Annotated in this window: 20 protein-coding genes; 10 read left to right on the forward strand and 10 right to left on the reverse strand. The window is 70.4% G+C overall.

The genetic code is table 11. The features are described from left to right. Positions 1-75: 75 nt before the first annotated feature. Positions 76-1,875, reverse strand: coding sequence for a serine/threonine-protein kinase (locus tag ACUKCB_RS17035; protein WP_473036592.1), 1,800 nt, complete (start codon positions 1,873-1,875; stop codon positions 76-78). Between the two features lie 225 nt (positions 1,876-2,100). Between ACUKCB_RS17035 and ACUKCB_RS17040 the strand changes: the two genes are divergently transcribed. The 4 genes from ACUKCB_RS17040 (at position 2,101) to ACUKCB_RS17055 (ending at position 4,771) form a co-directional block, all read left to right on the forward strand. Then, a complete protein-coding gene (locus ACUKCB_RS17040) occupies positions 2,101-2,490 on the forward strand; it encodes a DUF3054 domain-containing protein (RefSeq protein WP_473036593.1) in 390 nt (129 codons plus the stop codon). Between the two features lie 124 nt (positions 2,491-2,614). Then, complete coding sequence (locus ACUKCB_RS17045) at positions 2,615-3,343, forward strand: TrmH family RNA methyltransferase (RefSeq protein ID WP_473036594.1); 729 nt, start codon at positions 2,615-2,617, stop codon at positions 3,341-3,343. Positions 3,344-3,392: 49 nt separating this feature from the next. Continuing rightward, a complete protein-coding gene (locus ACUKCB_RS17050; RefSeq protein WP_473036595.1) occupies positions 3,393-4,028 on the forward strand; it encodes a GNAT family N-acetyltransferase in 636 nt (211 codons plus the stop codon). Positions 4,029-4,135: 107 nt separating this feature from the next. After that, the gene (locus ACUKCB_RS17055) at positions 4,136-4,771 is read left to right on the forward strand and encodes a GNAT family N-acetyltransferase (RefSeq protein ID WP_473036596.1); all 636 of its coding nucleotides are present in this window, start codon (positions 4,136-4,138) and stop codon (positions 4,769-4,771) included. A 121-nt stretch (positions 4,772-4,892) separates the two neighbouring features. On the opposite strand, the gene ACUKCB_RS17060 is transcribed toward ACUKCB_RS17055, so the two are convergent. Genes ACUKCB_RS17060 through ACUKCB_RS17070 form a run of 3 tightly spaced genes read right to left on the reverse strand, consistent with a single transcriptional unit; the run spans position 4,893 to position 8,233 of the window. Further along, complete coding sequence (locus ACUKCB_RS17060) at positions 4,893-5,639, reverse strand: succinate dehydrogenase/fumarate reductase iron-sulfur subunit (protein WP_452546191.1); 747 nt, start codon at positions 5,637-5,639, stop codon at positions 4,893-4,895. Next, positions 5,636-7,582: a fumarate reductase/succinate dehydrogenase flavoprotein subunit gene (locus ACUKCB_RS17065; protein ID WP_473036597.1), complete on the reverse strand. Its 1,947-nt coding sequence runs from the start codon at positions 7,580-7,582 to the stop codon at positions 5,636-5,638. Before ACUKCB_RS17065 ends, ACUKCB_RS17060 begins: the two co-directional genes overlap by 4 nt. Next, complete coding sequence (locus ACUKCB_RS17070; RefSeq protein WP_473041046.1) at positions 7,583-8,233, reverse strand: succinate dehydrogenase cytochrome b subunit; 651 nt, start codon at positions 8,231-8,233, stop codon at positions 7,583-7,585. Positions 8,234-8,364: 131 nt separating this feature from the next. Here ACUKCB_RS17070 and ACUKCB_RS17075 point away from each other — a divergent pair, with 131 nt between their 5' ends. Together ACUKCB_RS17075 and ACUKCB_RS17080 are read left to right on the forward strand one after the other, a co-directional pair. Then, positions 8,365-9,363 carry a LysR family transcriptional regulator gene (locus ACUKCB_RS17075; RefSeq protein WP_473036598.1) on the forward strand — a complete coding sequence of 333 codons (999 nt, stop codon included), beginning with the start codon at positions 8,365-8,367 and terminating at the stop codon, positions 9,361-9,363. A gap of 163 nt (positions 9,364-9,526) precedes the next feature. Beyond that, positions 9,527-11,290, forward strand: coding sequence for a glycosyltransferase family 1 protein (locus tag ACUKCB_RS17080; protein WP_473036599.1), 1,764 nt, complete (start codon positions 9,527-9,529; stop codon positions 11,288-11,290). 80 nt (positions 11,291-11,370) lie between these two features. On the opposite strand, the gene ACUKCB_RS17085 is transcribed toward ACUKCB_RS17080, so the two are convergent. From ACUKCB_RS17085 to ACUKCB_RS17100, 4 genes are all read right to left on the reverse strand, one after another. After that, positions 11,371-12,006, reverse strand: a complete 636-nt coding sequence (locus ACUKCB_RS17085; RefSeq protein ID WP_452546184.1) for an MBL fold metallo-hydrolase — start codon at positions 12,004-12,006, stop codon at positions 11,371-11,373. Between the two features lie 147 nt (positions 12,007-12,153). Beyond that, positions 12,154-13,149 (reverse strand): adenylate/guanylate cyclase domain-containing protein, encoded by a 996-nt coding sequence (locus ACUKCB_RS17090; protein ID WP_191268538.1) that lies wholly within the window; start codon positions 13,147-13,149, stop codon positions 12,154-12,156. 144 nt (positions 13,150-13,293) lie between these two features. Beyond that, entirely contained in the window at positions 13,294-13,815 is a 522-nt protein-coding gene (locus ACUKCB_RS17095; protein ID WP_473036600.1) for a PH domain-containing protein, read from the reverse strand. Between the two features lie 101 nt (positions 13,816-13,916). Next, complete coding sequence (locus ACUKCB_RS17100; protein ID WP_473036601.1) at positions 13,917-14,759, reverse strand: biotin--[acetyl-CoA-carboxylase] ligase; 843 nt, start codon at positions 14,757-14,759, stop codon at positions 13,917-13,919. Positions 14,760-14,887: 128 nt separating this feature from the next. Here ACUKCB_RS17100 and ACUKCB_RS17105 point away from each other — a divergent pair, with 128 nt between their 5' ends. Beyond that, complete coding sequence (locus ACUKCB_RS17105; protein ID WP_473036602.1) at positions 14,888-15,496, forward strand: Uma2 family endonuclease; 609 nt, start codon at positions 14,888-14,890, stop codon at positions 15,494-15,496. 110 nt (positions 15,497-15,606) lie between these two features. Here the strand turns inward: ACUKCB_RS17105 and ACUKCB_RS17110 are convergent, their stop codons facing one another. After that, the gene (locus ACUKCB_RS17110) at positions 15,607-18,252 is read right to left on the reverse strand and encodes a phosphoenolpyruvate carboxylase (RefSeq protein ID WP_473036603.1); all 2,646 of its coding nucleotides are present in this window, start codon (positions 18,250-18,252) and stop codon (positions 15,607-15,609) included. 263 nt (positions 18,253-18,515) lie between these two features. On the opposite strand from ACUKCB_RS17110, the gene ACUKCB_RS17115 reads away from it, so the two are divergent. The 3 genes from ACUKCB_RS17115 to ACUKCB_RS17125 all read left to right on the forward strand — a co-directional run bounded on the left by ACUKCB_RS17115 (position 18,516) and on the right by ACUKCB_RS17125 (position 22,219). Then, positions 18,516-20,126, forward strand: coding sequence for an acyl-CoA carboxylase subunit beta (locus ACUKCB_RS17115; protein WP_473036604.1), 1,611 nt, complete (start codon positions 18,516-18,518; stop codon positions 20,124-20,126). Next, positions 20,123-20,362 (forward strand): acyl-CoA carboxylase subunit epsilon, encoded by a 240-nt coding sequence (locus ACUKCB_RS17120; protein ID WP_473036605.1) that lies wholly within the window; start codon positions 20,123-20,125, stop codon positions 20,360-20,362. The genes ACUKCB_RS17115 and ACUKCB_RS17120 overlap by 4 nt, the downstream gene beginning before the upstream one ends. An 87-nt stretch (positions 20,363-20,449) precedes the next feature. Next, positions 20,450-22,219: an acetyl/propionyl/methylcrotonyl-CoA carboxylase subunit alpha gene (locus tag ACUKCB_RS17125; RefSeq protein ID WP_473036606.1), complete on the forward strand. Its 1,770-nt coding sequence runs from the start codon at positions 20,450-20,452 to the stop codon at positions 22,217-22,219. An 86-nt stretch (positions 22,220-22,305) separates the two neighbouring features. Here ACUKCB_RS17125 and ACUKCB_RS17130 read toward each other — a convergent pair whose 3' ends face one another. Continuing rightward, complete coding sequence (locus tag ACUKCB_RS17130) at positions 22,306-22,923, reverse strand: Uma2 family endonuclease (RefSeq protein ID WP_473036607.1); 618 nt, start codon at positions 22,921-22,923, stop codon at positions 22,306-22,308. Between the last annotated feature and the right edge of the window lie 310 nt (positions 22,924-23,233).

The raw sequence follows: 23,233 nt of genomic DNA on the forward strand, positions 1-23,233 counted from the left end.
GCCCCGGCGCCGTGTGCCCGAACAGGGCGCACGGCGCCGGGGCCATGTTCGTGGCGGGGCGGTCAGAAGGACGGGTCAGGGACGCTCCGGGAGGATCTCGTCCTCGGTGGGGACATGGAGGTCAACCGGTTCGTCGAAGCGGGCGAACTCCACCAGAAACCCCGTCACCCCGGGGAGCGTTGTGTCGGGGGCCACCCCGTCAGGTGCGGTGTACCGGTCGAAGTGCAACGGGTACCCGGCCTCGTCCACCCAGAACTCGAGCGTCCCTTCCACGTCCCCGTAGTCCAGATAGTCCGCCTCGACGTAGGTGGCCGTGTACCGGTGCCCGGTATGATCCGCCGGCGCGCCGTCACCGAGAACCTCCGCGGGCAGGTACTCCGTAGGAGCTACGCCGGTCCCCTGATAGGCCAGCTCGACCGAGGCCAAAAAGGTGGTCACCGTGTCGAGAAGCTCCTCCCACCGTTCCCGGGGGTGCTCCGGCTCTGCGATCCGGGGGCCGTCGTCCCGGTAGTACACGCGGTCGGGGGGACCCTCGGATTCAAGCAGCGTGTTGTTGAAGTACACGACATCCTCCAAGTCACTCCCCAGGGCCATGACCCCACCGGAGATCATGGGAACGTCCAGGAGGATCCCCGGTTCGGGCTCCCGGGTCTGGAGGTAGGAGTACGACGCGCTGTCGCCGGGACCGCTGTGATAGCTGTACTCATATGTGGTGAAGCTGGACGCCCCCAGCGCCAGCTCGACCGCCTCGGCCACCACCGCGTCCACGTCCTCGGGATCCTCGGCGACGGTCGGCCCGGAGGTCTCCTCCTCCACGTCCTCCGTCGCGGCCTCCCCCGTGGAGGTCTCCCCCGGCTCCTCCCCTGGTTCCTCCCCCGGGCGGACCACCAGCCATCCGCCGAGCAGCGCGGCGGCCAGCACCGCCGCGGTTCCGGACAGCAGCGCAGGCCTTCGCACCCGGCTCACCCTGCGGGGTTCGGGGGCCCGCATCCCGGTCCACTCGGCGGCCAGGAGCGCAGCCACCGCTTCCGCCGGATCCCCGCCCCGACCCTCGGTGAGTTCCCGGAGCAACTGGAGCGCGGTGGGCCGCTGCTCGGGCTCCTCCGCCAGGGCCCGCCGGACCAGCGGGGCCAGCTGCTGGGGGACGGCCCCGAGGTCGGGGGCGGCCACGACGTCCCCGGACGGTTCCCATCCGGTGGCGGCGAACCGCACCAGGCACCCCCAGGCGAACACGTCGGCGTAACCGGTGGCGGCGTCCGCGCCCCTCTGCTCGGGCGCGGACCAGCGCGCGGCGGCGACCCGTCGACCGGTGGCCCTGGCGACCCCGAGGTCCACCACCCTGGGCCCGGACGGGGAAAGAACCACCTTCGTCGGGTCCAGGGACAGGTGGGTGGCCCCGACGGCGTGCCCGGCGGCCAGTGCCTCGGCGAGCCCCGCGGCGAGGGCGGTGAGCATGCCGCCGGTCAGCGGACCGTGCTCGGCGACGTGTTCGGCCAGGGTCCGGCCGGGGACGTACGCGGCGGCCAGCCAGGGGGCGGCGGCCCGAACGTCCGCTCCCCGGTAGACGGCGGTGCACAGGGAGCGGACGCGGACGAGTCGGCCGACCTCCGCGGTCAGCCGGGAGCGCGCGTCCGGAGCGTCGGCGAGCCCCGCGGAGACCAGGCGGATCGTGGCGGGGGCGCCGTCGCCGTCCACTCCGAGCAGTACCGTGCCCACGGCGTCCCGGGCGATTCGTCCCACGATCCGGTAGCCGCCCAGCCGTTCGGGGTCGCCCTTGGCTGGAGGGGTCGCACCCGGAGGCAGACGGTCACGATCGAAGGGCATGTTCCCGCCGGGTTTCGGGGAACGGGTGGGCGTGCTGGGCGAAGGGTTCACGGGACGGATTCTCACGATCGGGGGTTCGAGGGAGCGCCGGACACGGTGAGGATTCACAGGGAGCGCCGGGGGCGGTCCGGAAGGGTCAGATGCCCCGAACCCCTAGCCGGTTCACTCTGTCACTGTCAGTTTCCACCCCGGCCCAGCCGCAGACCGGCCCGGGGCCGCGTCTGCCGCCCCCGAGCCCGGCCGAGGCGGTGCAGAAGACAGGTCTAGCCTGGTGGCATGCGTTCGTACACCCCGCTGGCGGCTCTGCTGGCCGACCTGCTCTGCGTGCTCGTCTTCGTCGTGGTGGGCAAGGCCGACCACGCGACCGGCCTGGCTCCGGCTGCCGTGGCCGGGACCGCGTGGCCGTTCCTGATCGCGTTGGCCCTGGGGTGGGTCGTCACCCTGGCGTGGCGCTCACCTGACCGGATCTGGCCGACCGGGGTCCTGGTGTGGGCGGTGACGGTCGCGGGCGCGATGCCGCTGCGCCTGCTCGGCGGGGAGGGGGCGCCGTTCTCCTTCGTACTGGTGACCTCCCTGTTCCTGGCCGTGACCATGCTCGGCTGGCGGGCCGTGGCCCTGCTGGTGACCCGGCGGAGGCGGCAGGGCCGGCGTCGCCCGGGGCCGTGACTCCCACGGGGGCCTCCGCCTGGGGGCACCGGGCCTTCACCGGTCCACGGTCGGGCGCCGGGTCGGGCCGGACGGAGCCCTGGTCTGCTCGGGCGGCCCCGGACGGTTCGTAAGCTGGGGGGCGATGAACGAGCACCCTGCACCCGAGGCCGCCGCCGTGCTGCCCGAAACCGCCACCGCGACGCCCGCCGCCCCTACTCCCGGGGAGGACGAGGCGCGCGAGGTCGGTGTGGGCCCGTGGCCCGGCCCCTGGCCCGAGGGCGAGCACTACGATCCTGAACTGCTGGCCAACGGCGACCGGCGCAATGTCGTCGACCACTACCGGTACTGGCGCCGTGAGGCGATCATCGCCGACCTCGACACGGTCCGACACGAGTTCCACGTGGCCGTGGAGAACTGGACACACGACTTCAACATCGGATCGGTGGTGCGTACCGCCAACGCCTTCGGCTGCGCGGCCGTGCACATCGTGGGCAAGCGCCGCTGGAACCGGCGGGGCGCCATGGTGACCGACCGGTACCAGCACGTCCACCACCACCCGGACACGGAGTCACTGGTGGAGTGGGCCACCGAGCGCGGCCTCGTGCTGGTCGGGGTGGACAACCTGCCCGGTGCGGTCCCCCTGGAGACCTATCCGCTGCCGCGCGAGACCGTCCTGGTGTTCGGGCAGGAGGGCCCCGGCCTGTCGGAGGAGGTGCGGAAGGTGTGCGCGGCCGTGCTGTCGATCGCCCAGTTCGGGTCGACCCGGTCGATCAACGCCGGTGCCGCGGCCGCCGTGGCCATGCACGCCTGGGTCCGTGCGCACGTGTTCGACCAGCCGGTCGCCGCCGAGGCAGCCGCCCGGCAACCGTGATCGCCCCGCTTACCATGAGCGGGACGCCCCCTACCAGAAAGCAGCCAGGATGAGTCCGATCGTCGCCTCCGCCGCCCGTGCCAGCACACTCGACGACGTTCCCGGGGTGGCCCGGGTGCTCAGCCGTTCGCTCCACGACGATCCGCTCTTCCGTTGGCTCTTCCCCGACGAGGAGACGCGGATGGCCAAGGTCCGCCGCTTCTTCGCCCTGGCTGCCGGGTTCGGTTACGTCCCCGCGGGTGACACCCGGGTCGCCGAGACCGCTGAGGCCGCCGGCGCCACCCCGGTGATCCGCGCCGCAGCGCTGTGGGCCCAGCCGACGAACAACCCCGAGGGACCCCTGGTCTCCCTGCGCACCTGGCCGCACTGGGGTGCGCTGATCGGTCGCGCCCGGTTGGCCGCGTTCGTGCGGATCTTCGCCGAGTGGAAGATGGCCTCCCCCCAGGAGCCCCATCTGTACCTGGCCGCGCTCGGGGTGGACCCGAGCGCCGAGGGCACCGGGGTGGCAGGCGGGCTGCTCACGGCCGGGCTGGACGAGGCCGACTCCCGGGGCCTGCCGGTGTTCACCCAGACCCTCAACGACAAGAGTGTCGGTTTCTACGAGCACTTCGGTTTCCGCTGCGTGCACGAGGTCCCGCACCAGGACGTCGGGACCAGCTACTTCCTGCTCCGACCGGCCTCCTGACCCGGCGCTCCCGGGGCACTCGGGCCCTTCCCGGAAACCACCCGCCGTGATGTTCCCGTGATCTAAGATGAGCGGTGACGAGCCCCGGGAAGAGGGAGACAGCGCGTATGGCACCCGTCGCCACCACCGTCGGATCGGTCCGCACCGCAACCATGGACGACGTCCCGGAGGTGGCCCGGGTGCTCGGCCGGGCCTTCTGCGAGGACCCCCTCTTCCGGTGGCTGTTCCCGGACCCGAACCTGCGCATGGCGCGTTCGGTCCGGTTGAGCGCCCTGGAGGCGGGGTTCGAGTACGTACCCCACGGCCGGGCCGGCGTGTTCGAGGCCGAGGAGGAGGGGCGCCGGATGGTGCGCGGCGCGGCCCTGTGGGCCCCTCCCGAGGAAAACGCGGAGAGCGCGGCCACCGTGCTGCGGGCGCTGCCGCACCTGGCCGCGCTGGTGGGCCTGAGGCGGCTCCCGAAGGTCCTGGGCTATTTCGCGGAGCTGAAGGCGTCCGCCCCCGAGGAGCCGCACTGGTACCTGGCCACCCTGGGCGCCGACCCCGTGGCACGTGGGGCCGGTGTGGGGTCGGCGCTGCTGCGCGCGGGCCTGGCCCAGGCCGACGCGGACGGGGTCGCGGTCTACCTGGAGACCATGAACCCGAGCAACATCGGCTATTACGAGAGGTACGGCTTCCGCGTCATGCGGGTGGTCGACGACCCGTCCTTCCCCTTCACCTACTGCATGCTCCGCCCCGCCGCCTGACCGCCCTGTCGGCGCCTCCGGGAGGGGTGGGGCCGTGCTGATCGCGGCGGCCGGTCCGGCCGCGCACGCGAACGGGCCGCGCCCCCGAGGGACGCGGCCCGTGCACAGGACCGGGCACCGGTCAGCTGATGCCCTTGCTGAGGGATCCCAGCAGGTCGCGGTTGAGCTGGGAGATAGTGTCCAGCGGGATGCCCTTCGGGCAGACCGCGGCGCACTCACCGATGTTGGTGCAGCCGCCGAAGTCCTCGTCGTCATGCTGGTTGATCATGTTCACCACACGCGAGGCCCGCTCCGGCTGCCCCTGCGGGAGCATACCGAGGTGGGTGACCTTCGCCGCGGTGAACAGCATGCCCGAGGCGTTCGGGCAGGCCGCCACGCAGGCGCCGCAGCCGATGCAGGTCGCGGCGTCGAAGGCGCGGTCGGCGTCCGGCTTCGGGATCGGGTTGGCGTGGGCGTCCGGCGCGGTACCCGTCGGGGCGCTGATGAAGCCGCCCGCCTGGATGATGCGGTCGAACGACCCCCGGTCGACGACCAGGTCCTTCACGACCGGGAAGGCCTTGGCCCGCCACGGCTCCACCGTGATGGTGTCGCCGTCCTTGAAGCTGCGCATGTGCAGCTGGCAGGTGGTGGTGACCTCCGGCCCGTGGGCCTCACCGTCGATCACGACACCGCAGGCACCGCAGATGCCCTCACGGCAGTCGTGGTCGAAGGCGACCGGGTCCTCGTTCTCGAGCGTGAGCTTCTCGTTGAGAACGTCGAGCATCTCCAGGAAGGACATGTCCGGCGAGACGTCCGTGAGCTTGTACGTGACCATCCGGCCTTCGTCGTCACGGCCCTTCTGGCGCCAAACGCGCAGGGTGATGTTCACTTGTAGCTCCGCTGCTTCATCTCGACGTACTCGTACTCCAGGGCTTCCTTGTGGAGCACGGGCTTGCTGTCCGTGCCACCGAACTCCCAGGCGGCGACGTAGGCGAACTCGTCGTCGTGGCGCAGGGCCTCGCCGTCCTCGGTCTGGCTCTCGGCACGGAAGTGGCCGCCGCAGGACTCACGGCGGTGCAGGGCGTCGATGCACATGAGCTCGCCCAGCTCCAGGAAGTCGGCCACGCGGTTGGCCTTCTCCAGAGCCTGGTTGAACTCCTCGTTCGTGCCCAGCACCTTGACGTCGCGCCAGAACTCGGCGCGCAGCTCCCGGATGAGGTCGATGGCCTTGCGCAGGCCCTCCTCGTTGCGCTCCATGCCGCAGTAGTCCCACATGATGTGGCCGAGCTCCTTGTGGAAGGAGTCGACGGTGCGGGAACCGTTGATGGAGAGCAGCTTGTCGATCCGGGAGGTGACCTCCTCCTTGGCCTTGACGGCCTCGGGGTGGCTCTCGTCGAGCTTCTCGAAGGGGCCGTCGGCCAGGTAGTCGTTGATGGTGTTCGGCAGGACGAAGTAGCCGTCCGCCAGACCCTGCATCAGCGCGCTGGCGCCCAGGCGGTTGGCGCCGTGGTCGGAGAAGTTGGCCTCACCGGTCACGAACAGACCCGGGATACTGCTCTGGAGGTCGTAGTCGACCCACAGGCCACCCATGGTGTAGTGCACCGCGGGGTAGATGCGCATCGGAACCTCGTACGGGTTCTCACCGGTGATGCGCTGGTACATGTCGAACAGGTTGCCGTACTTGGCCTCGACGGCATCCCTGCCCAGACGCTCGATCGCGTCGGCGAAGTCGAGGTAGACGCCCAGACCGCCGGGACCGACACCGCGGCCCTCGTCGCAGACGTTCTTGGCGGCACGGGACGCGATGTCGCGCGGCACCAGGTTGCCGAAGGCCGGGTAGATGCGCTCCAGGTAGTAGTCGCGCTCGTCCTCGGGGATCTGGCGCGGGTCGCGCGTGTCGCCGCCCTCCTTGGGCACCCAGATCCGACCGTCGTTGCGCAGCGACTCGCTCATCAGGGTCAGCTTGGACTGGTAGTCGCCGCTGACCGGGATGCAGGTCGGGTGGATCTGCGTGTAGCAGGGGTTCGCGAAGTGCGCGCCCTTGCGGTGGGCGCGCCACGCGGCGGTGACGTTGGAGCCCATCGCGTTGGTCGACAGGAAGAAGACGTTGCCGTATCCGCCGGTGGCCAGGACCACGGCGTCGGCGAAGTGCGTCTCGATCTCGCCGGTGACCATGTCACGGGCGATGATGCCGCGCGCCTTGCCGTCCACGACGATGACCTCGAGCATCTCGTGGCGGGTGTTCATCTGAACGGTGCCCGCCGCGATCTGCCGCTCCTGCGCCTGGTAGGCGCCGATCAGCAACTGCTGTCCCGTCTGGCCGCGCGCGTAGAACGTACGGGAGACCTGCACACCGCCGAAGGAGCGGTTGTCGAGCAGACCGCCGTACTCACGCGCGAACGGCACGCCCTGGGCCACACACTGGTCGATGATCTCGACGCTGGTCTGGGCCAGACGGTAGACGTTCGACTCGCGGGAGCGGAAGTCACCGCCCTTGACCGTGTCGTAGAACAGGCGGTGGATGCTGTCGCCGTCGTTGCGGTAGTTCTTCGCGGCGTTGATGCCGCCCTGCGCGGCGATGGAGTGCGCGCGCCGGGGGCTGTCCTGGTAGCAGAACGAGACGACGTTGTAGCCGGCCTCGCCCATGGTCGCCGCCGCGGCGGCACCGGCCAGACCGGTGCCGACGATGATCACGGAGAGCTTGCGCCGGTTCGCGGGGTTGACCAGCTTGGCCGAGAAGCGGCGCTTGTCCCAGCGCTCGTTGATCGGTCCCTCGGGCGCCTTCTCGTCGCGGATCGGGGCGCCCTCGATGTAGAGGTCGTTCTCAGACAATTAACTCACCAGTCCAAAGGTGACCGCCAGGGGCGGAAGCAGGAAACCGACGGTCACGACCAGCGCGATCACCACGGCGACGGCGTTGATCTTGCCCTGACGGCTGGCCTTGTTGGCTCCCAGAGTGGCCATGCCGCTCCAGATGCCGTGCCGCAGGTGGAATCCGACAGCGATGACCGACAGCACGTAGAAGAGGGTCACGTACCAGAACTCGGGCTGGAACCCGTTCACGAGCCGCTCGTAGGGGCTGTCGGACTTGCCGCCGGGCGCGATCGCGTTCACCGTCAGGTGCAGGATGTGGAAGATCACGAAGAGCGCGATCAGCACACCGCCCCAGCGCATGGTGTAGGAGGAGTAGGTGCGCTGCACCCGCTTGCGCACCGCGTAACGGTGCTCACGGGCCCTACGCGCGCGAATCGTCAGAACCGCCGCCGAGTAGATGTGGATCAGGACGCTCGCGAGGAGCACGATCCGGAAGATCCACAGGAAGCCGCTTTCGGGCAGGATCGGGTAGCCCAGCTCGCGGAGACCGTGGGCGTAGCCGTCGAAGGACTCCTGGCCGGCGAAGACTTTCAGGTTGCCGTACATGTGCGCGATCAAATACAGCACGAGGATCGCACCGGAGGCCGCCATTGCTGACTTGAGCGCCACCGTGGACCCGTAGGCCGTAGACCGCTTCTTGGTCAAGGTACTGTTCGCCACAGCCTGCCACTCTAAATTCGGGTTAAGTCCAACGTCCAAGTCATCAGGACCCTGGCCTCCATAGCCATAGGCTATGGATCATGCAGTTCCAACAGCTCGCCTACTTCGTCGCTGTGGCCCGCACGCGCCATTTCACCCGCGCAGCCGAGCTTTCCAGCGTCGCCCAGCCGAGCTTGAGCAAACAGATCCGGAGCCTTGAGCGTGAGTTGGGTGCGCCGTTATTCAGTCGTGCTCGGGGAAACATCACACTCACGCCGGCCGGCGAGGCGCTGCTCCCGTTGGCCCAACGCATCCTCACCGACCTGGAGACGGCCCGCCGCGAGGTCGCCGAGCTCGCCGGGGTCCGCCGGGGCCGGGTCCGCCTGGGCGCCACCCCGTCCCTGTGCGCCGGGTTGCTGGCCGACGTGCTTTCCGATTTCCATACCCGCTTCCCCGGCATCGAACTCCACGTGGAGGAGAGCGGTTCCCGCGACCTCATCCGCGACCTGGGCCGCGGCGAGCTGGACATGGCCCTGATCATCCTCCCGCTGCACAGCAGCGACCCCGACTTCTCGACCACGCCGATCCTGCGGGAGAACCTGGTGGTGGCGAGCCCCACCGCGCAGCCCTCGCCGAACGGGCGGGCCTCGATGCGCATCACCGAACTCCAGGGACGGCCCCTGGTGATGTTCCGCCGGGGGTACGACGTCCGCGAGGCCACCCTACGCGCCTGCCGGGCCTCGGGCTTCGAACCGGAGCTGGCAGTGGAGGGCGGCGAGATGGACGCCGTGCTGCGGTTCGTGGAGGCCGGGCTGGGCCTGGCGGTGGTGCCCAGCATGGTGCTGCGCAACCGCCCCGGGCTGCGCGGGACCCCCCTGGCCCGGCCCCGGCTGCTGCGCACGGTGGCCCTGGCCCAGCGCAGGGACGTGGAACCGTCCCACTCCGCGGAGGCCTTCCGCCACCACCTCAACGGGTACCTGTCCTCGATGTCGCCCCAGGACCTGGGCCCCGACCTGGAGGTCCTCCTCTCCGCCGGGGACTCGGGCGAATCCGACCGGGAGGGGGCCCGGTTCCCGGACGGGACCGGCGACCGCGACTGATCCGACATCGGCAGCTTCGCCCGCTCTGTCAGCGACCCTCCTCTGAACCCGGGGTGCTTCTCCCCCGCCGCCCACTGGGTGAAGCTGGTCCCTCCCGCCGCCGGCGTGCCCCACCGGGCCCGCGCGGGAGGCACCCATCCTCTACGCGGAACGTGGTCGCAACATGAGGCTCAGGTCGATTTCCCGCAAGCAGATCGTGCTGGCCGCCGTCGGGCTGGTCGCCGTCGCCGTCGCCGTCAGTCCGCCGGGGCTCGCCCTGGCACTGGCCTTCGCCGGGCTCGCCCTCCTGGTTCTGGGGACCGGGCGTCTGGTGGAGGAGCGGTGTCGGCACCTGTCCGAAGAGCTGGGAGAGGTCCGCACACGGCTGGACGGGATGGCCCGCGAACATCGGGACGAACTGAGTAACGCGCGCAAGCGGGACGAGCGGCTCCGGGAGACGATCCAGGAGGCCGCCGACTCCTGCGCGGACCGGACCGTGGAGGGGTGGGCCCTGCGGGAACGGTCCCTACGGGAGCGGGGCCCCGCACCGACCCGAGCGGAGAAGCGTCTGACGAGCGCACAGGACCTGCTCTGGGCCGGGTACAGCACCCTGGGAACGGACCAGCTCCGCGCCCTGGGTTCGGACGGCGGGGCCAGCCCCGGGGTCCGGGCCGAAGCGCACAAGACCCTGTCCAACTGGCACCGCGCCACGGGGGGCTCCGAGCACGCCCGCAACCACGCCCACCTGGCCGACCTGGCCGCTCCCCGGGACGCCCGGGGTTCGTCGGGGGTGCCCCTGCTGCTGACCGCCCGGGTGCGTCCGCCCGCACCCGCCCAGCACTTCGACGTGGTGGTGATGTCCGACTTCCGGCTCCCCGGGGGCACGACCGGCAGCAACCTCCAGGAGATCACCGCCCAGCGGCGCGCGGGGCTGCGTACCGGCCTGGTCCACCACCCGGCGCTGTCCGGAGACCAGTCCCTGGGTGTCAACCCCAAGGTCCTGGCCGCCGTGGACAACGACCTCGTCCGTTTCGTCGCCCCCGACGAGCGGGTGAGGTGCGACCTGCTCGTGGTCAGGTTCCCCCTGATCGGCCAGCGACCGTTGGACGTACTGCCCTCGGTGGAGGCCGCACGTCGGATCGTGGTGCTCAACCAGACCCCGCTCCGGCGCTACGGGGTCGAGGAGGCCAGGAACGAGGCGTGGGACGTCGCCCGCTGCGCGGAGGGGTTCCGGAGCCTGCTCGGGGAGCACACCTGGCACCCGGTCAGCCCGCGGGTGCGCGAGGCGATGGTCTCGCACCACGCCGCGGAGATGGCGGGGATACCGCTGGCCGACGAGGACTGGACCAACATTATCGACCTGGACGCCTGGCAGCGGGAGTCCCGGCGCACCCCGGACGGCCGGGTCCTGCTCGGCCGGCACTCGCGCGACCACCGGGACAAGTGGCCGGGGGAACCGGCTGCGCTGACCGCCGCCTACCCGGGGCTGCCGGGCTGGGAGACGCACGTCCTGGGCGGCGCGAAGGCGCCCGAGCGCGTCCTGGGGGTCCTGCCCGACCACTGGCGGGTGCGCGGCTTCGACTCCATGGAGGTGCGCGACTTCCTGCACGGTCTGGACGCGTACGTGTACTTCACCAGGGAGGGCCACCTCGAACCCTTCGGGCGGGCACCGCTGGAGGCCATCGCCGCGGGCCTGCCGACCCTGCTGCCGCACTCCTTCGAACCCGTCTTCGGCGCGGCGGCGCTCTACACCGACCCCGCGGGGGTCCGGGCCGAGATCGAGGCGCTGATGGCCGACGGGGAGCGGTACGAGCAGCAGGTCGAACGCGGGCACGAGGTACTGCGTGAACGGTTCGGCCACCGGACCCACCTGCGTCGGCTGGCGCGCCTGGGGGTCAGGGTCCCGGCGGAGTTCCTGGAGACCGCCGACCCGCTGCCGGTGCCCTGAGAGGCGGTGTCCGCCTTCGGGCCGCGGCCCTGGGCAGCCCGGGCGCCGACCCGTGCGCTCGGGTGCGGGCCGTGCCGGGCTCAGAAGCCGCGGCTGGTCCACTCCTCCAGGTGCGCGGCGGCCTCGGCGACGGTGGTGGAGTCACCGTGTCCGGGGTGCACCACGGTGTCTCCGGGCAGGGTGGCCAACTGGTCGCGGATGGACGCGATGATCGTCGGAAAGTCGGACGAGGGCTGGCCGGTGGCCCCCGGCCCGTCGGGGAAGAGGGTGTCCCCGCTGAAGACCACGCCGAGTTCGGGGGCGTGGAAGGAGACCCCGCCCGGTGTGTGGCCGGGGGTGTGCAGGACGGTGAGCTCCACGTCCCCGGCACGCAGCACCTCGCCGTGCAGCAGCGGGGCGTCGGGTTCGCGGTAGGGGTGGACCTGCTGCCACAGCTCGGCGTCGTCCGGGTGGAGCAGGATCGGGGAGTCCGTGAGCTCGGCCAGGGCCACCGCCGCGTTGACGTGGTCGCCGTGCCCGTGCGTGCACACGATCGCCATGAGCTCACGGTCCCCGAGCCCCCGGGCGATGCGCTCGTGGTCGTGGGAGGCGTCGATCACCACCGCGCTGTCGTCGTTGCCGACGATCCACACGTTGTTCTCGACGTTGGACTCGGTGCCCTCCACACTGAGGACTCCGGAAGTACGTAGCCGCTGGACGGGGGAAAGGGAACTCACTGGCTCACCACCTGACGTCTCACGGGGGCTGGAGCTTCGAGCTTATCCCGCCGGCCCCCCGAGCACACTCCGTTCCGCGCCGGTCACCCCGGTGTCGGGGAATTTCCTGTGGCGGGGCGGCGGGGTCCTTCCGGCCCGGCCTCCCGGTCAGGTGCTCGGGGCGTCGAAGTCGCGGCGCAGGGCGTAGGGCTGGATGAGTCCGAGGCCGTGCGCGTGTCGGGCCCGGACCTTGACCACCTGGAGCCCCTCCTCCTCTTCGAGGCTCTCGGCGAGCGCGTCGTCGATGAGTACGGTGCCCGGGCGGGCGAAGGAGGTGAGACGGCTGGAGCGGTTGACCGTGGTGCCGAAGACGTCACCGTGCAGGGTGAGCACCGGCCCGTAGGCGACCCCCACCCGGACGTCGGGGACCTCCACGTGCGTCTTGACCCCGGAGGCCAGGCGCAGCGCGATGTCGGCGGCCTGGAGCGGTGAGTCCGCGACGTAGAGGACCTCGTCGCCGAGGGTCTTGACGACCCGCCCGCCGCCGGAGGCGACGATGTCGGCGGCCGTGGCCTCGAAGCCCTCCACGACCCCGGCGAGCTCGACCTCGTCGAGTTCACGGCTGAGGGTGGTGAAGGAGACCAGGTCGGCGAAGCCCACGATCAGCGGGTAGTAGTTCGGCACGATGTCGTGGCCGTTGGACATCACGGCGAGGGTGCGCGCGGTGGAGGCCGCGAGCTGACGGCGCCAGATGTGCAGCAGCAGGCGCTCGACGTCCGGCAGGAGCTCCTTGACCTGGTTCATCAGGGGGCTGGCCGCAGCGCTGTCGTTGCCGTCCTTGAAGATGAGCGTGCTCAGGATGCTGGTCTGCCAGTCGGCCAGGCGGGCCATGGTCTGTCCCATGGCACGGGCGAACCGGACCACGCCCTCCTCGTCGAGGATGCCCTCCTGGAGCAGGGAGTTGGCGATACGCAACGCCTCGACATCGCTCTCGGCGAAGATGATCGAGTCGTCACCCAGGGTGGGGAAGCCGAGGGCGCGCCAGACGCGCCCGGCCAGTTCGGGATCGGCTCCGGCGAGCTCGACCGCCTGTTCCCTGGTGTAGACCGCTTCACCACCGAGCAGGACGGACTCGATCGCTTTCGGGTCAGGACGCGACGGCATACGTTCTCTTTCACGGGACCTTCCCCGCCGCGGCGGGGAGCAATCTCTTTGTCACCGGCCGGGGGGGCGCGGTGTCGGATCCGTCACCAGCTTACGCCCGCGGCCTTCCGGGTCAGGGGGCCGTGGGTCACCGGAGACGGTTGGTCAGCCCTGGGGACCATCCGGATAGTCCGGCCGCTGGGCCACGTTGACCTGGCGGTAGATCTCCGACTGGAACCACTGGGGTCGGGGCACCCGCTGGAGGACCATGCCCTCCTGCTCCGATGCCGACTGAATGGACAACGTTCCGTACCGCATGATCCGTTCCCAGAGCGTGATATTGAAGGAAACATCGTTGACCCTGGTCAGTGGCATGTCACGGCCCTGCTTGGAGAGCATGCCCTCCCGTATCATCAGCCGCCGGTTGGTGAGGATGTAGACCGTGGTGGCCCACCTCAGCATGGGGACGAGCCAGAAGGCCAGCGCGGCAACGAGACCGACACCCACCGCGACGGCCCCGGCGATCGGACCCCATTCCTCGTTCCAGGGGACGAAGAAGAGGGCGGTGCCCACGATCGCGACGATCAGCAGGAGCGCCACGAACTCACCCACGAGGACGGTCCAGTGCTGGCGTGCGACGTGGACGAGTTCCTCGTCGTCGGAAAGGTAGCGGTCCGCGATAGCCATAACGGTGATAATGGCACAGGGCGCCCCCGTGTGGGAGAGGCGAGTTCTCCCCTGTGGACAACCTTTCCGGGCCCCGCGGCCCCGGTTCCCGTTCGGCGGTCTCAGTCTCCCGGCCGGACGTGCACGACGTCCCCGGCGCTGAGCGCCTGTTCGCCCCCGGGGCCCGTCACCAGCAGCCGGGCCTGATCGTCGACACCGGTCGCGGTGCCCTCCAGGAGCCGGTCCCCGGGCAGGTGGACGCGGACACCGCGTCCGATCGTGACGCACACGTCCCGGTACTCGGCGGCCAGTCCGCTGGTCTCGGCGTCCCCCCTGGCCCCGGTCCAGGCCGTGTAGCGCTCCTCGAACCCGGCCAGGACCGCCGAGAGCAGTGCGCCCCGGCCGGTTCCGGACGCGCCCTCGGCCCGCAGCGAGGTAGCGGTCCGCACCGGGAGCTCCCCGCGTTCCTGGGCGACGTTGAGGCCCATGCCCACCACCACACCGAGCCGCGCGGGGTCGGAGAAGTCGGCCTCGGCGAGGATCCCGGCGAGTTTGCCCTCTCCCCCCTCCCCCGGCACGAGGACGTCGTTGGGCCACTTCAGAACGGCCCCGACCCCGGTCAGTCGACGGACCGCGGCGACGGCGGCCGCCCCCATCATCGGGGAGAGCCAGCCCAGGAAGTCGGGCGGCACGGCGGGCCGCACCAGCACGGAGAAGGTCAGGGCGGCCCCCGGCGGGGTGGTGAACCCGCGCCCGAGCCGCCCCTTTCCGGCGGTCTGGTGTTCGGTGGCCAGCACGGTGCCCTCGGGCGCCCCCTCCTTGGAGCGGGCGATCAGGTCGGTGTTGGTGGAACCGGCCTCGGGCACCACCTCCACGCTGCGCCAGAGCCCGCCGGGGCGTACCGCCGCGGCCGTGATCGCGGCCCGGTCCAGAGGGGGGGTCTCACTGCTGTGTTCACCGGTCATGGCCCCATTACAGCAGCGCCGGAATCCTCTGTGGACAACCCTCGGAGGCGGATGCGCCCCGGTTAAGCTGAATCCAGCACACAGGTGATCGTGCGTTGCTACGTTCAGCTACTGGAGGTATCGCGACAATGACCATCGCGGAATCGGAGACCGTGCTGAGCACGCCGTCTCACTGGGAAGTCCTGTTGCGCGCCTGGGAAGAGCTGGACCTGCCCGAAGGGTGGCGGGCCGAGATCATCGAAGGCGCGATCAGGATCATGACTCCCCCCTCCCTCGAACACGGCCACATAGTGACCCTGATCCACAAGTGGCTCGTTCTGGAGTGCCACCGCAGGGAAAGCGGGGTCGGTGGGGCTGAGGTCTACCAGAACATTGGTGTGCGGGTACCACTACGTAGCGGCCTGTACATCCCCGACCTGATGGTGCTACCCGAATCAGTGCTGAGCTCTGACCCCGAACATCTGGTCAACGATGCGATCCTCGTGGTCGAGGTGACCTCCAGGAGCACCGCGAAGAAGGACCGCGAGCCCAAACTGTGGGGCTACGCGCACGCCGGGATCCCCCTGTACCTGCTGGTGGACCGCTGGGACCCGGAGAGCGGCAGGGGCGAGGTCACCCTCTTCTCCGATCCGGAGAGCGGCCGGTACACGAGCATCACCAAGGTTCCCTTCGGCAAGGAGATCCACGTCCCGGACCCCTTCGACCTGACGCTCGACACCGGCGCGTTCCCCGCCTGAACCGCCCGGGGACACGCCGCGGGCCCCGCACCTCTCCGGCGGTTGCCGGGGGGCGTGAAACCCCCCCGGCAACCCCCTGGCGCGGGACCCGGACCGTGTGGTCGCCGGGGTCAGCCGGTGTTCTGCAGGCCTGCGGCCACACCGTTGACGGACAGCAGGAGCAGGCGCTCCAGGTGCTGGCTGTCCTGCTCGGACAGGGAGTCGGCCTCCTCACCGCGCAGCGCCTCCAGGGCGCGGAGCTGCAGGTGGCTCAGCGCGTCCACGTACGGGTTGCGCAGGTCCACCGCGCGGGACAGGACCGCGCGGTTCTCCAGCAGGCGGCTGTGGCCGGTCACCTTCAGGACGAGTTCGCGGGTCAGGTCGTACTCCCGCAGGACCGTCTCGGTGAGTTCGGGCCGGTTGCCGAGGGCGAGGTAGCGCTCAGCGATGGTTCGGTCGGCCTTGGCCAGGCTCATCTCCGCGTTGTCCAGCAGGGACGCGAACAGCGGCCACTCCCGGTAGGCGTCCTGGAGGGCCGACAGGTCGGTGACGGCGGCCAGGCCCGTGCCGAGGCCGTACCAGCCGGGCAGGTTGACCCTGGTCTGCGTCCACGCGAAGACCCACGGGATCGCCCGCAGGTCACCGAGCCCCTTGGCCGCGCCCCTGCGGGCGGGGCGGGAGCCCAGTCGGAGCTCACCGAGCTCCTCCAGCGGGCTGACCTGGGAGAACCACACCGCGAACTCCTCGGTTCCGATGAGGTCGAGGTAGGCCTTCTGCGCGGCGGCGGCGATGGTGTCGGCGTGGGGCCGGTAGAGCTCGGCGGCGGCGCGCTCGCGCTCCTGGACGTCGTCGGTGGAGGCCATCAGGACGGCGTGGCCGACCTGTTCGATGTGGCGGCGGGCGATGGCCTCCTGGCCGTAGCGGGCGAAGATGACCTCGCCCTGCTCGGTGACCTTGAACCGCCCGCCGACTGAGCCCGGCGCCTGCGCCAGCAGGGCCCGGCTGGCCGGACCGCCGCCGCGGCCGAGGGAGCCGCCCCGACCGTGGAAGAGGGTGAGGCGTACGTCGTTCTCGCCGGCCCACGCGGACAGGCGGGCCTGGGCGTCGTACAGGCGCAGGGTGGCGCTGACCGGCCCCACGTCCTTGGCGGAGTCGCTGTAGCCGAGCATGACCTCCACGCGGCGGTCGTTGTCGGCCAGGCGCTGGCGGACCTGCGGGAGTTCGAGCATCCCGGCCAGCACCGCGGGCGAGGCCTCCAGGTCGGCCCCGGTCTCGAAGAGCGGGATGACGTCCAGGACCGGCACGCGCTTGGGCGGCAGCGCGTAGGTGGCCAGCTTGTAGACGGCCTCGATGTCCTCGGCCGAGCGGGTGAAGCTGACGATGTAGCGGCGGCAGGCCTCCACGCCGAAGCGCTCCTGGATCCAGGAGACGGTCCGGATGGTGTCGAGGACCTCCTCGGTGCGCTCCGAGCGGGGGCCGCCGGACTCCAGTTCGGCGAGCGCGGCCGCGTGGACCTCGCTGTGCTGGCGGATCTCCAGTTCGGCCAGGTGGAACCCGAAGGTCTCGGCCTGCCAGACCAGGTGCTGGAGTTCGCCGTAGGCCTGACGGTTCGCCCCGGCCGCTGCCAGTGATTCCTGGACCAGGCGCAGGTCGGCGAGGAAGTCCTCGGCGCCCGGGTAGGCGAGGTCGGCGTCGCGTTCGCGGGTGGCGTGCAGTCGCGCGGCGGCCAGAAGCAGGAACTGGCGGTACGGCTCGTTGGGTGAGCGCTGGGTGATCTCGCCCATCAGGGCCGGATGCGCGGCCTTGGCCTCGGAGATGGCCTCCAGCAGCGCGGGGCCGGCCGGGGTGAGGTTGGAGTAGGCGGTGAGGTTGCGGGCGATGCGGCTACACGCGGTTTCCAGGCCGCGCAGAATGTGCTCGGACTGGATCGTCACCGCCTCGCGGGTCACGTCGTGGGTGACGAAGGGGTTACCGTCACGGTCGCCGCCGATCCAGCTGCCGTAGCGGACGAAGGGCGTGGCGCGGGGCGCCCGCGTTCCGGTCCCCTCCGGGTCGATGGCGGTGTCGAGAGCGCGGTAGACCTGCGGGATGGTCGCGAAGATCGTCTCGTCGAAGGCGGCCAGGGCGGTGCGCACCTCGTCGAGCGGGTTGAGCTTGGTGTAGCGCAGCTGGGAGGTGCGCCAGAGCAGGTCGATCTCCTCCAGCAGGCGGCGGTGCGCTTCGGCCGCGGTGCTGCTGCCCTCGTGGGAGGCGTGCCAGGCGTCCAGTTGGGCGCTGATCCGCAGGATGGAGGTGGAGACGGCGCGGCGCCGGGCCTCGGTGGGGTGGGCGGTGAGCACCGGGTGGAACTCCATGCCCTCGACGAGTTCGGCCAGGCGCTCCTCGCCGCCGTCGGTCTCGCGGACGGCGCGTACGGCCGCCGCCAGGGACTCACGGGGCGGGTTCGCGGCGTCGTCGCGTTCGCGCAGGGCGCGCATGCGCTGATGTTCCTCGGCCAGGTTGGCCAGGTGGAAGTAGACCGTGAAGGCGCGGGCCACCTGCTTGGCGCGTTCCAGCGGCCAGGCGCCGACGAGCTCGGTGATCTCCTCGGTGGTGACGGCGCCGTCCCGGGCGCCGATCACCGCGTGCCGGAGTTTCTCGACATCGGCGAGCAGATCCTCACCACCGCTTTCGGCGAGGACCGTTCCAAGCATCTCGCCGAGCAGCTTGACGTCATTTCTGAGCTGTTCGGGGACTTCCTGCCGGGCACTGTCGCGTTCTGCACTTACCGCTGTCATAGGGCCGACCTTACCGAGATCGCCCCTGGCGGCACGCGTGCGGGGGGTGGATTTCCACGGTTTTGCCCTGGCGTTAACAATTGTGGCCGGGCGGGTCGAATTCACATTGGCTCACGTTTTCCGGCGAGTCCCGCGCGCCTTTTACACTCCGTCCCGCCCCAGGGGCGCCGCCTCGACAGTCGGACACGCCAAGCCGAACCTACTGACGAGTAACCCGGGCCGCGTGCAGGCCGCCCGGCCCCCCGAAGCTAACCTGGGCAGTTATGGCCACCGAAGCCCCTGAACCGCTGTCCGCGGCTGAGATCGACATCCACACGACCGCGGGAAAGCTTGCTGACCTGCAGCGACGCAGGTACGAAGCTGTCCATGCCGGATCCGAGCGAGCCGTCGAGAAACAGCACGCCAAAGGCAAGATGACCGCACGCGAGCGGATCGACGCACTGCTCGATCCGGGCTCCTTCGTCGAGTTCGACGCACTGGCCCGGCACCGCTCCACAAACTTCGGTCTGGACGCCAACCGCCCCTACGGCGACGGCGTCGTGACCGGCCACGGAACCGTTGACGGCCGCCCCGTCGCAGTCTTCAGCCAGGACGTCACCGTCTTCGGCGGATCGCTGGGCGAAGTCTACGGTGAGAAGATCTGTAAGGTCCTCGACCACGCCCTCACCAACGGGTGCCCCGTCGTGGGCATCAACGAGGGGGGCGGCGCGCGCATCCAGGAGGGTGTGGTGGCGCTGGGCCTGTACGCGGAGATCTTCAAACGCAACACCCACGCCTCCGGCGTCATCCCGCAGATCTCCCTGATCATGGGCGCCACGGCGGGCGGGCACGTCTACTCCCCCGCGCTCACCGACTTCGTCGTGATGGTCGACAAAACCTCCCAGATGTTCATCACCGGGCCCGACGTCATCAAGACCGTCACCGGCGAGGACGTCTCCATGGAGGACCTCGGCGGCGCCACCACGCACTCCAGCAGGTCGGGTGTGGCCCACTACATGGGCTCCGACGAGCAGGACGCCATCGACTACGTGAAGACCCTGCTCTCGCACCTGCCCGACAACAACCTGGAGGACGCCCCGCCGCTGGCCCCCGAGGAGGACCCCGGCGACGAGACCACCGAGGCCGACCTGGCCCTCGACACGTTCATCCCGGACTCGGCCAACCAGCCCTACGACATGCGGCAGGTCATCGAGTCGGTCCTGGACGACGGCGACTTCCTGGAGGTGCACGCCCAGTTCGCCACCAACATCGTGGTGGGTTACGGCCGGGTGGACGGCCGTTCCGTGGGCATCGTCGCCAACCAGCCCATGAGCTTCGCGGGCTGCCTGGACATCGACGCCTCCGAGAAGGCCGCACGGTTCGTACGCACCTGCGACGCGTTCAACGTGCCGGTACTGACCTTCGTCGACGTGCCCGGCTTCCTGCCCGGCACCGACCAGGAGTGGGACGGCATCATCCGCAGGGGCGCCAAGCTCCTGTACGCCTACGCCGAGGCCACGGTCCCGTTGATCACCGTGATCACGCGCAAGGCGTTCGGCGGCGCCTACGACGTGATGGGCTCCAAGCACCTGGGCGCCGACGTCAACCTGGCCTGGCCCACCGCACAGATCGCGGTCATGGGCGCGCAGGGGGCGGTCAACATCCTGCACCGGCGGACCCTCGCCGCGGCCGACGACGTCGAGGCCGAGCGCGCCCGCCTCGTCGGCGAGTACGAGGACACCCTGCTGAACCCCTACTCGGCCGCCGAGCGCGGTTACGTGGACGGGGTCATCATGCCCTCCGAGACGCGGGTCCAGGTCGCCAAGGCGTTGAAGGCGCTGCGCAACAAGCGCAGGCAGCTGCCGCCGAAGAAGCACGGGAACATTCCGCTGTGAGCGCGCCCGACCTGCCCTCACACCGGCCACCGCACCTGACCGTGGTCCGCGGCGAGCCTTCCGAGGAGGAGATCGCGGTGCTCACCGCCGTCCTCGGGGCCCGAGCGGCGGCCGCCCGCGCCGCCGCCGAGGCGCCCGAGCCGGAGCGTCCCGCCTCCGGTTGGCGGGACCGCTCACGCGGTATGCGCGCCCCCCTGCGCCCGGGCCCCGGTGCCTGGCGTCTGAGCACGAGGTGACCCCTGACGTGCTCTCCGTTGTCCCAGACCCTTCGTCGAGCGGTCGGCGCGTGACCCGCTCCACGCTCCAGCTGGAGGATTTCCACCGTGCGTAAAGTTCTGATCGCCAACCGCGGCGAGATCGCCGTGCGCATCGCCCGCGCCTGCCGCGACGCCGGACTCACCAGCGTCGCCGTCTACGCCGAACCCGACCTGGACGCCCTACACGTCAAGATCGCCGACGAGGCCCACAGCCTGGGCGGCTCCACCCCGGCCGACTCCTACCTGGACATCGCCAAACTCCTGACCGTGGCCGCCGACTCCGGCACCGACGCCGTCCACCCCGGTTACGGCTTCCTGGCCGAGAACGCCGACTTCGCCCAGGCCGTCATCGACGCCGACCTGACCTGGATCGGCCCGCCCCCGACCGCGATCACCGCGCTGGGCGACAAGGTCGCCGCCCGCCACATCGCCCAGAAGGTCGGCGCCCCCCTGGTGGCGGGCACCCCCGACCCGGTCACATCGGCCCAGGAGGTCGTGGCCTTCGCCGAAGAGCACGGGCTGCCCATCGCGATCAAGGCGGCCTTCGGCGGCGGCGGCCGCGGCCTCAAGGTCGCCCACACCCTGGCCGAGGTGCCCGACGCCTACGAGTCCGCGGTACGCGAGGCCGTCACCGCGTTCGGGCGCGGCGAGTGCTTCGTCGAGCGCTACCTCGACAAGCCCCGGCACGTGGAGACGCAGTGCCTGGCCGACACCCACGGCAACGTCGTGGTCGTCTCCACCCGGGACTGCTCCCTGCAGCGCCGCCACCAGAAGCTGGTGGAGGAGGCCCCCGCCCCGTTCCTTTCGCCCGAGCAGATGGAGCGGCTCTACGCCTCCTCCAAGGCCATCCTCAAAGAAGCGGGCTATGTGGGTGCGGGCACCTGTGAGTTCCTGGTCGGTGTGGACGGCACCATCTCCTTCTTGGAGGTCAACACCCGCCTGCAGGTCGAGCACCCGGTGAGCGAGGAGGTCACCGGCATCGACCTGGTCCGGGAGATGTTCCGGATCGCCGACGGCGAAGCCCTGGGCTATGACGACCCCCAGGTGCGCGGGCACTCCTTCGAGTTCCGGATCAACGCCGAGGACGCCGGGCGGGGCTTCATGCCCGCCCCCGGCACCATCACCGACTTCACCCTGCCCGGCGGCCCCGGTGTGCGGGTGGACACCGGCTGCGAGGCGGGTTTCACCGTCCCGCAGGCCTTCGACTCCATGGTCGCCAAGCTGGTCGTGACCGGCCGCACCCGCACCGAGGCACTGCAGCGCTCGCAGCGGGCGCTGGCCGAGTTCACCGTGGGCGGCATGCCCACGGTGATCCCCTTCCACCAGACCGTGGTGGTCGACCCGGCGTTCGCCCCCACCGACCCGGCCCAGGCGTTCGGGGTCCACACCCGGTGGATCGAGACCGAGTTCGACAACCGGATCGAGCCCTGGGCGGGCCAGGTGGGCACCACCGAAACACCCGAGCGCGAGACCGTGACCGTGGAGGTCGGCGGCAAGCGCCTCGACGTGGTCCTGCCCGCTTCCCTGGGCGCGGCCGCGGCCCCCGCCACCAGCGGCGGGGGCGGTGGGCGCAGGAAGCGTGCCGCCCGTAGGAGCGGGGGCGCCGCAGCGGCCAGCGGCGACTCACTGGTCTCACCGATGCAGGGCACCGTGGTCAAGCTGGTGGCCGAAGAAGGCCAGCAGGTCGCCGAGGGCGAGACCGTGGTCGTCATCGAGGCGATGAAGATGGAGCAGCCGCTGACCGCGCACCGGGCCGGGACCATCACCGGGTTGAAGGTCACCGCGGGCGAGACCATCGGCAACGGCGCGGTGGTCTGCGAGATCAAGGACGCCTGACGACCGGGCCGGAACACACGGGAGGGGAGGCGCCGTGACCGGTGCCTCCCCTCTGCGTACGGATCCGGCCACCCGGATACCCGAGCTCAGTAGTACCGGCGAATGCGCAGCAGATCGACGTCCAGGTCACAGGGCGCTGTTACTTCGAGCCTCCCACGATGGGTACGGAGGTTCCCGTACGCCGTGTTCACCGGATCGATCTCGTAGGTGTAGACGACGGGCTCACCCGCGGCGTCCTCCTCGACCAGCCAGAAATGCGGAATACCGGCTTCAGCGTAGATCTGGGGCTTGCGCTTGTGATCCCGTACCTCTGACTCCGGGGAGACCACCTCGACCGCCAGTTCGACCACGGTCGGGTCGACCCACGTGTTGTGTATGGACTCGGTACCGCTGGCCCGGATCAACATCAGATCCGGTTCGGGACGCTGCCGGTCCCCGACTCTGACCGTCATCTCTCGATAAGTCCGCAGCTCCGGGGGTATCTGAGCGTCAAGCTGCTGTTCGAGCAGCTTGAGCACGAACATGTGAAAGCGTTGTTGCGGGCTCACCAGGACCAGGCTTCCGTCGATGAGTTCGGTGTGCGGTGGAAGGTCCGGGATGCGATCGAGGTCCTCTGCGGTGAAGCCGCCCGGCGGGGGCAACGGGACTGTCACCTGGGAACCGAACGCCCTGACCGTGGATTCGTCCGCGACTGGAACGGGCATGTCGTCTCCGTTCGTCGGATCGTTCTTGTCGCCCAAAGCAGCCACTCACGTCACCCCGTAACGGTGTTTTCGGGAAATCATCCCACCCCGGCCCCCTCCATGGATGGTTCCCTCCCGCGCGCCCCGGACACCGGGCCCGTCGACGCCGCGGCGGGGTGATCCTCGTCGCCCCCGGATGCGGGAAGAGCCTGCGCAGCGGGCGTTCCGACCAGCGGCTCCGCTCGGAGCGTCCCCTTGTGTATGGAAAAGGTAAGGAAACCCAGTTATTGTTCTCGACTGTGACGAACATCTGGGGATTGACGCGAAGGTG

It is taken from the genome of Nocardiopsis moroccensis (assembly GCF_055763695.1).

Coding starts and splice junctions, on each gene's coding strand:
- ACUKCB_RS17080 (WP_473036599.1), top strand. CDS start 9,527: ATGAGGCTCAGGTCGATTTCCCGCAAGCAGATCGTGCTGGCCGCCGTC.
- ACUKCB_RS17095 (WP_473036600.1), bottom strand. CDS start 13,815: ATGGCTATCGCGGACCGCTACCTTTCCGACGACGAGGAACTCGTCCAC.
- ACUKCB_RS17100 (WP_473036601.1), bottom strand. CDS start 14,759: ATGACCGGTGAACACAGCAGTGAGACCCCCCCTCTGGACCGGGCCGCG.
- ACUKCB_RS17050 (WP_473036595.1), top strand. CDS start 3,393: ATGAGTCCGATCGTCGCCTCCGCCGCCCGTGCCAGCACACTCGACGAC.
- ACUKCB_RS17130 (WP_473036607.1), bottom strand. CDS start 22,923: ATGCCCGTTCCAGTCGCGGACGAATCCACGGTCAGGGCGTTCGGTTCC.
- ACUKCB_RS17055 (WP_473036596.1), top strand. CDS start 4,136: ATGGCACCCGTCGCCACCACCGTCGGATCGGTCCGCACCGCAACCATG.
- ACUKCB_RS17115 (WP_473036604.1), top strand. CDS start 18,516: ATGGCCACCGAAGCCCCTGAACCGCTGTCCGCGGCTGAGATCGACATC.
- ACUKCB_RS17045 (WP_473036594.1), top strand. CDS start 2,615: ATGAACGAGCACCCTGCACCCGAGGCCGCCGCCGTGCTGCCCGAAACC.
- ACUKCB_RS17040 (WP_473036593.1), top strand. CDS start 2,101: ATGCGTTCGTACACCCCGCTGGCGGCTCTGCTGGCCGACCTGCTCTGC.
- ACUKCB_RS17075 (WP_473036598.1), top strand. CDS start 8,365: ATGCAGTTCCAACAGCTCGCCTACTTCGTCGCTGTGGCCCGCACGCGC.
- ACUKCB_RS17090 (WP_191268538.1), bottom strand. CDS start 13,149: ATGCCGTCGCGTCCTGACCCGAAAGCGATCGAGTCCGTCCTGCTCGGT.
- ACUKCB_RS17105 (WP_473036602.1), top strand. CDS start 14,888: ATGACCATCGCGGAATCGGAGACCGTGCTGAGCACGCCGTCTCACTGG.
- ACUKCB_RS17110 (WP_473036603.1), bottom strand. CDS start 18,252: ATGACAGCGGTAAGTGCAGAACGCGACAGTGCCCGGCAGGAAGTCCCC.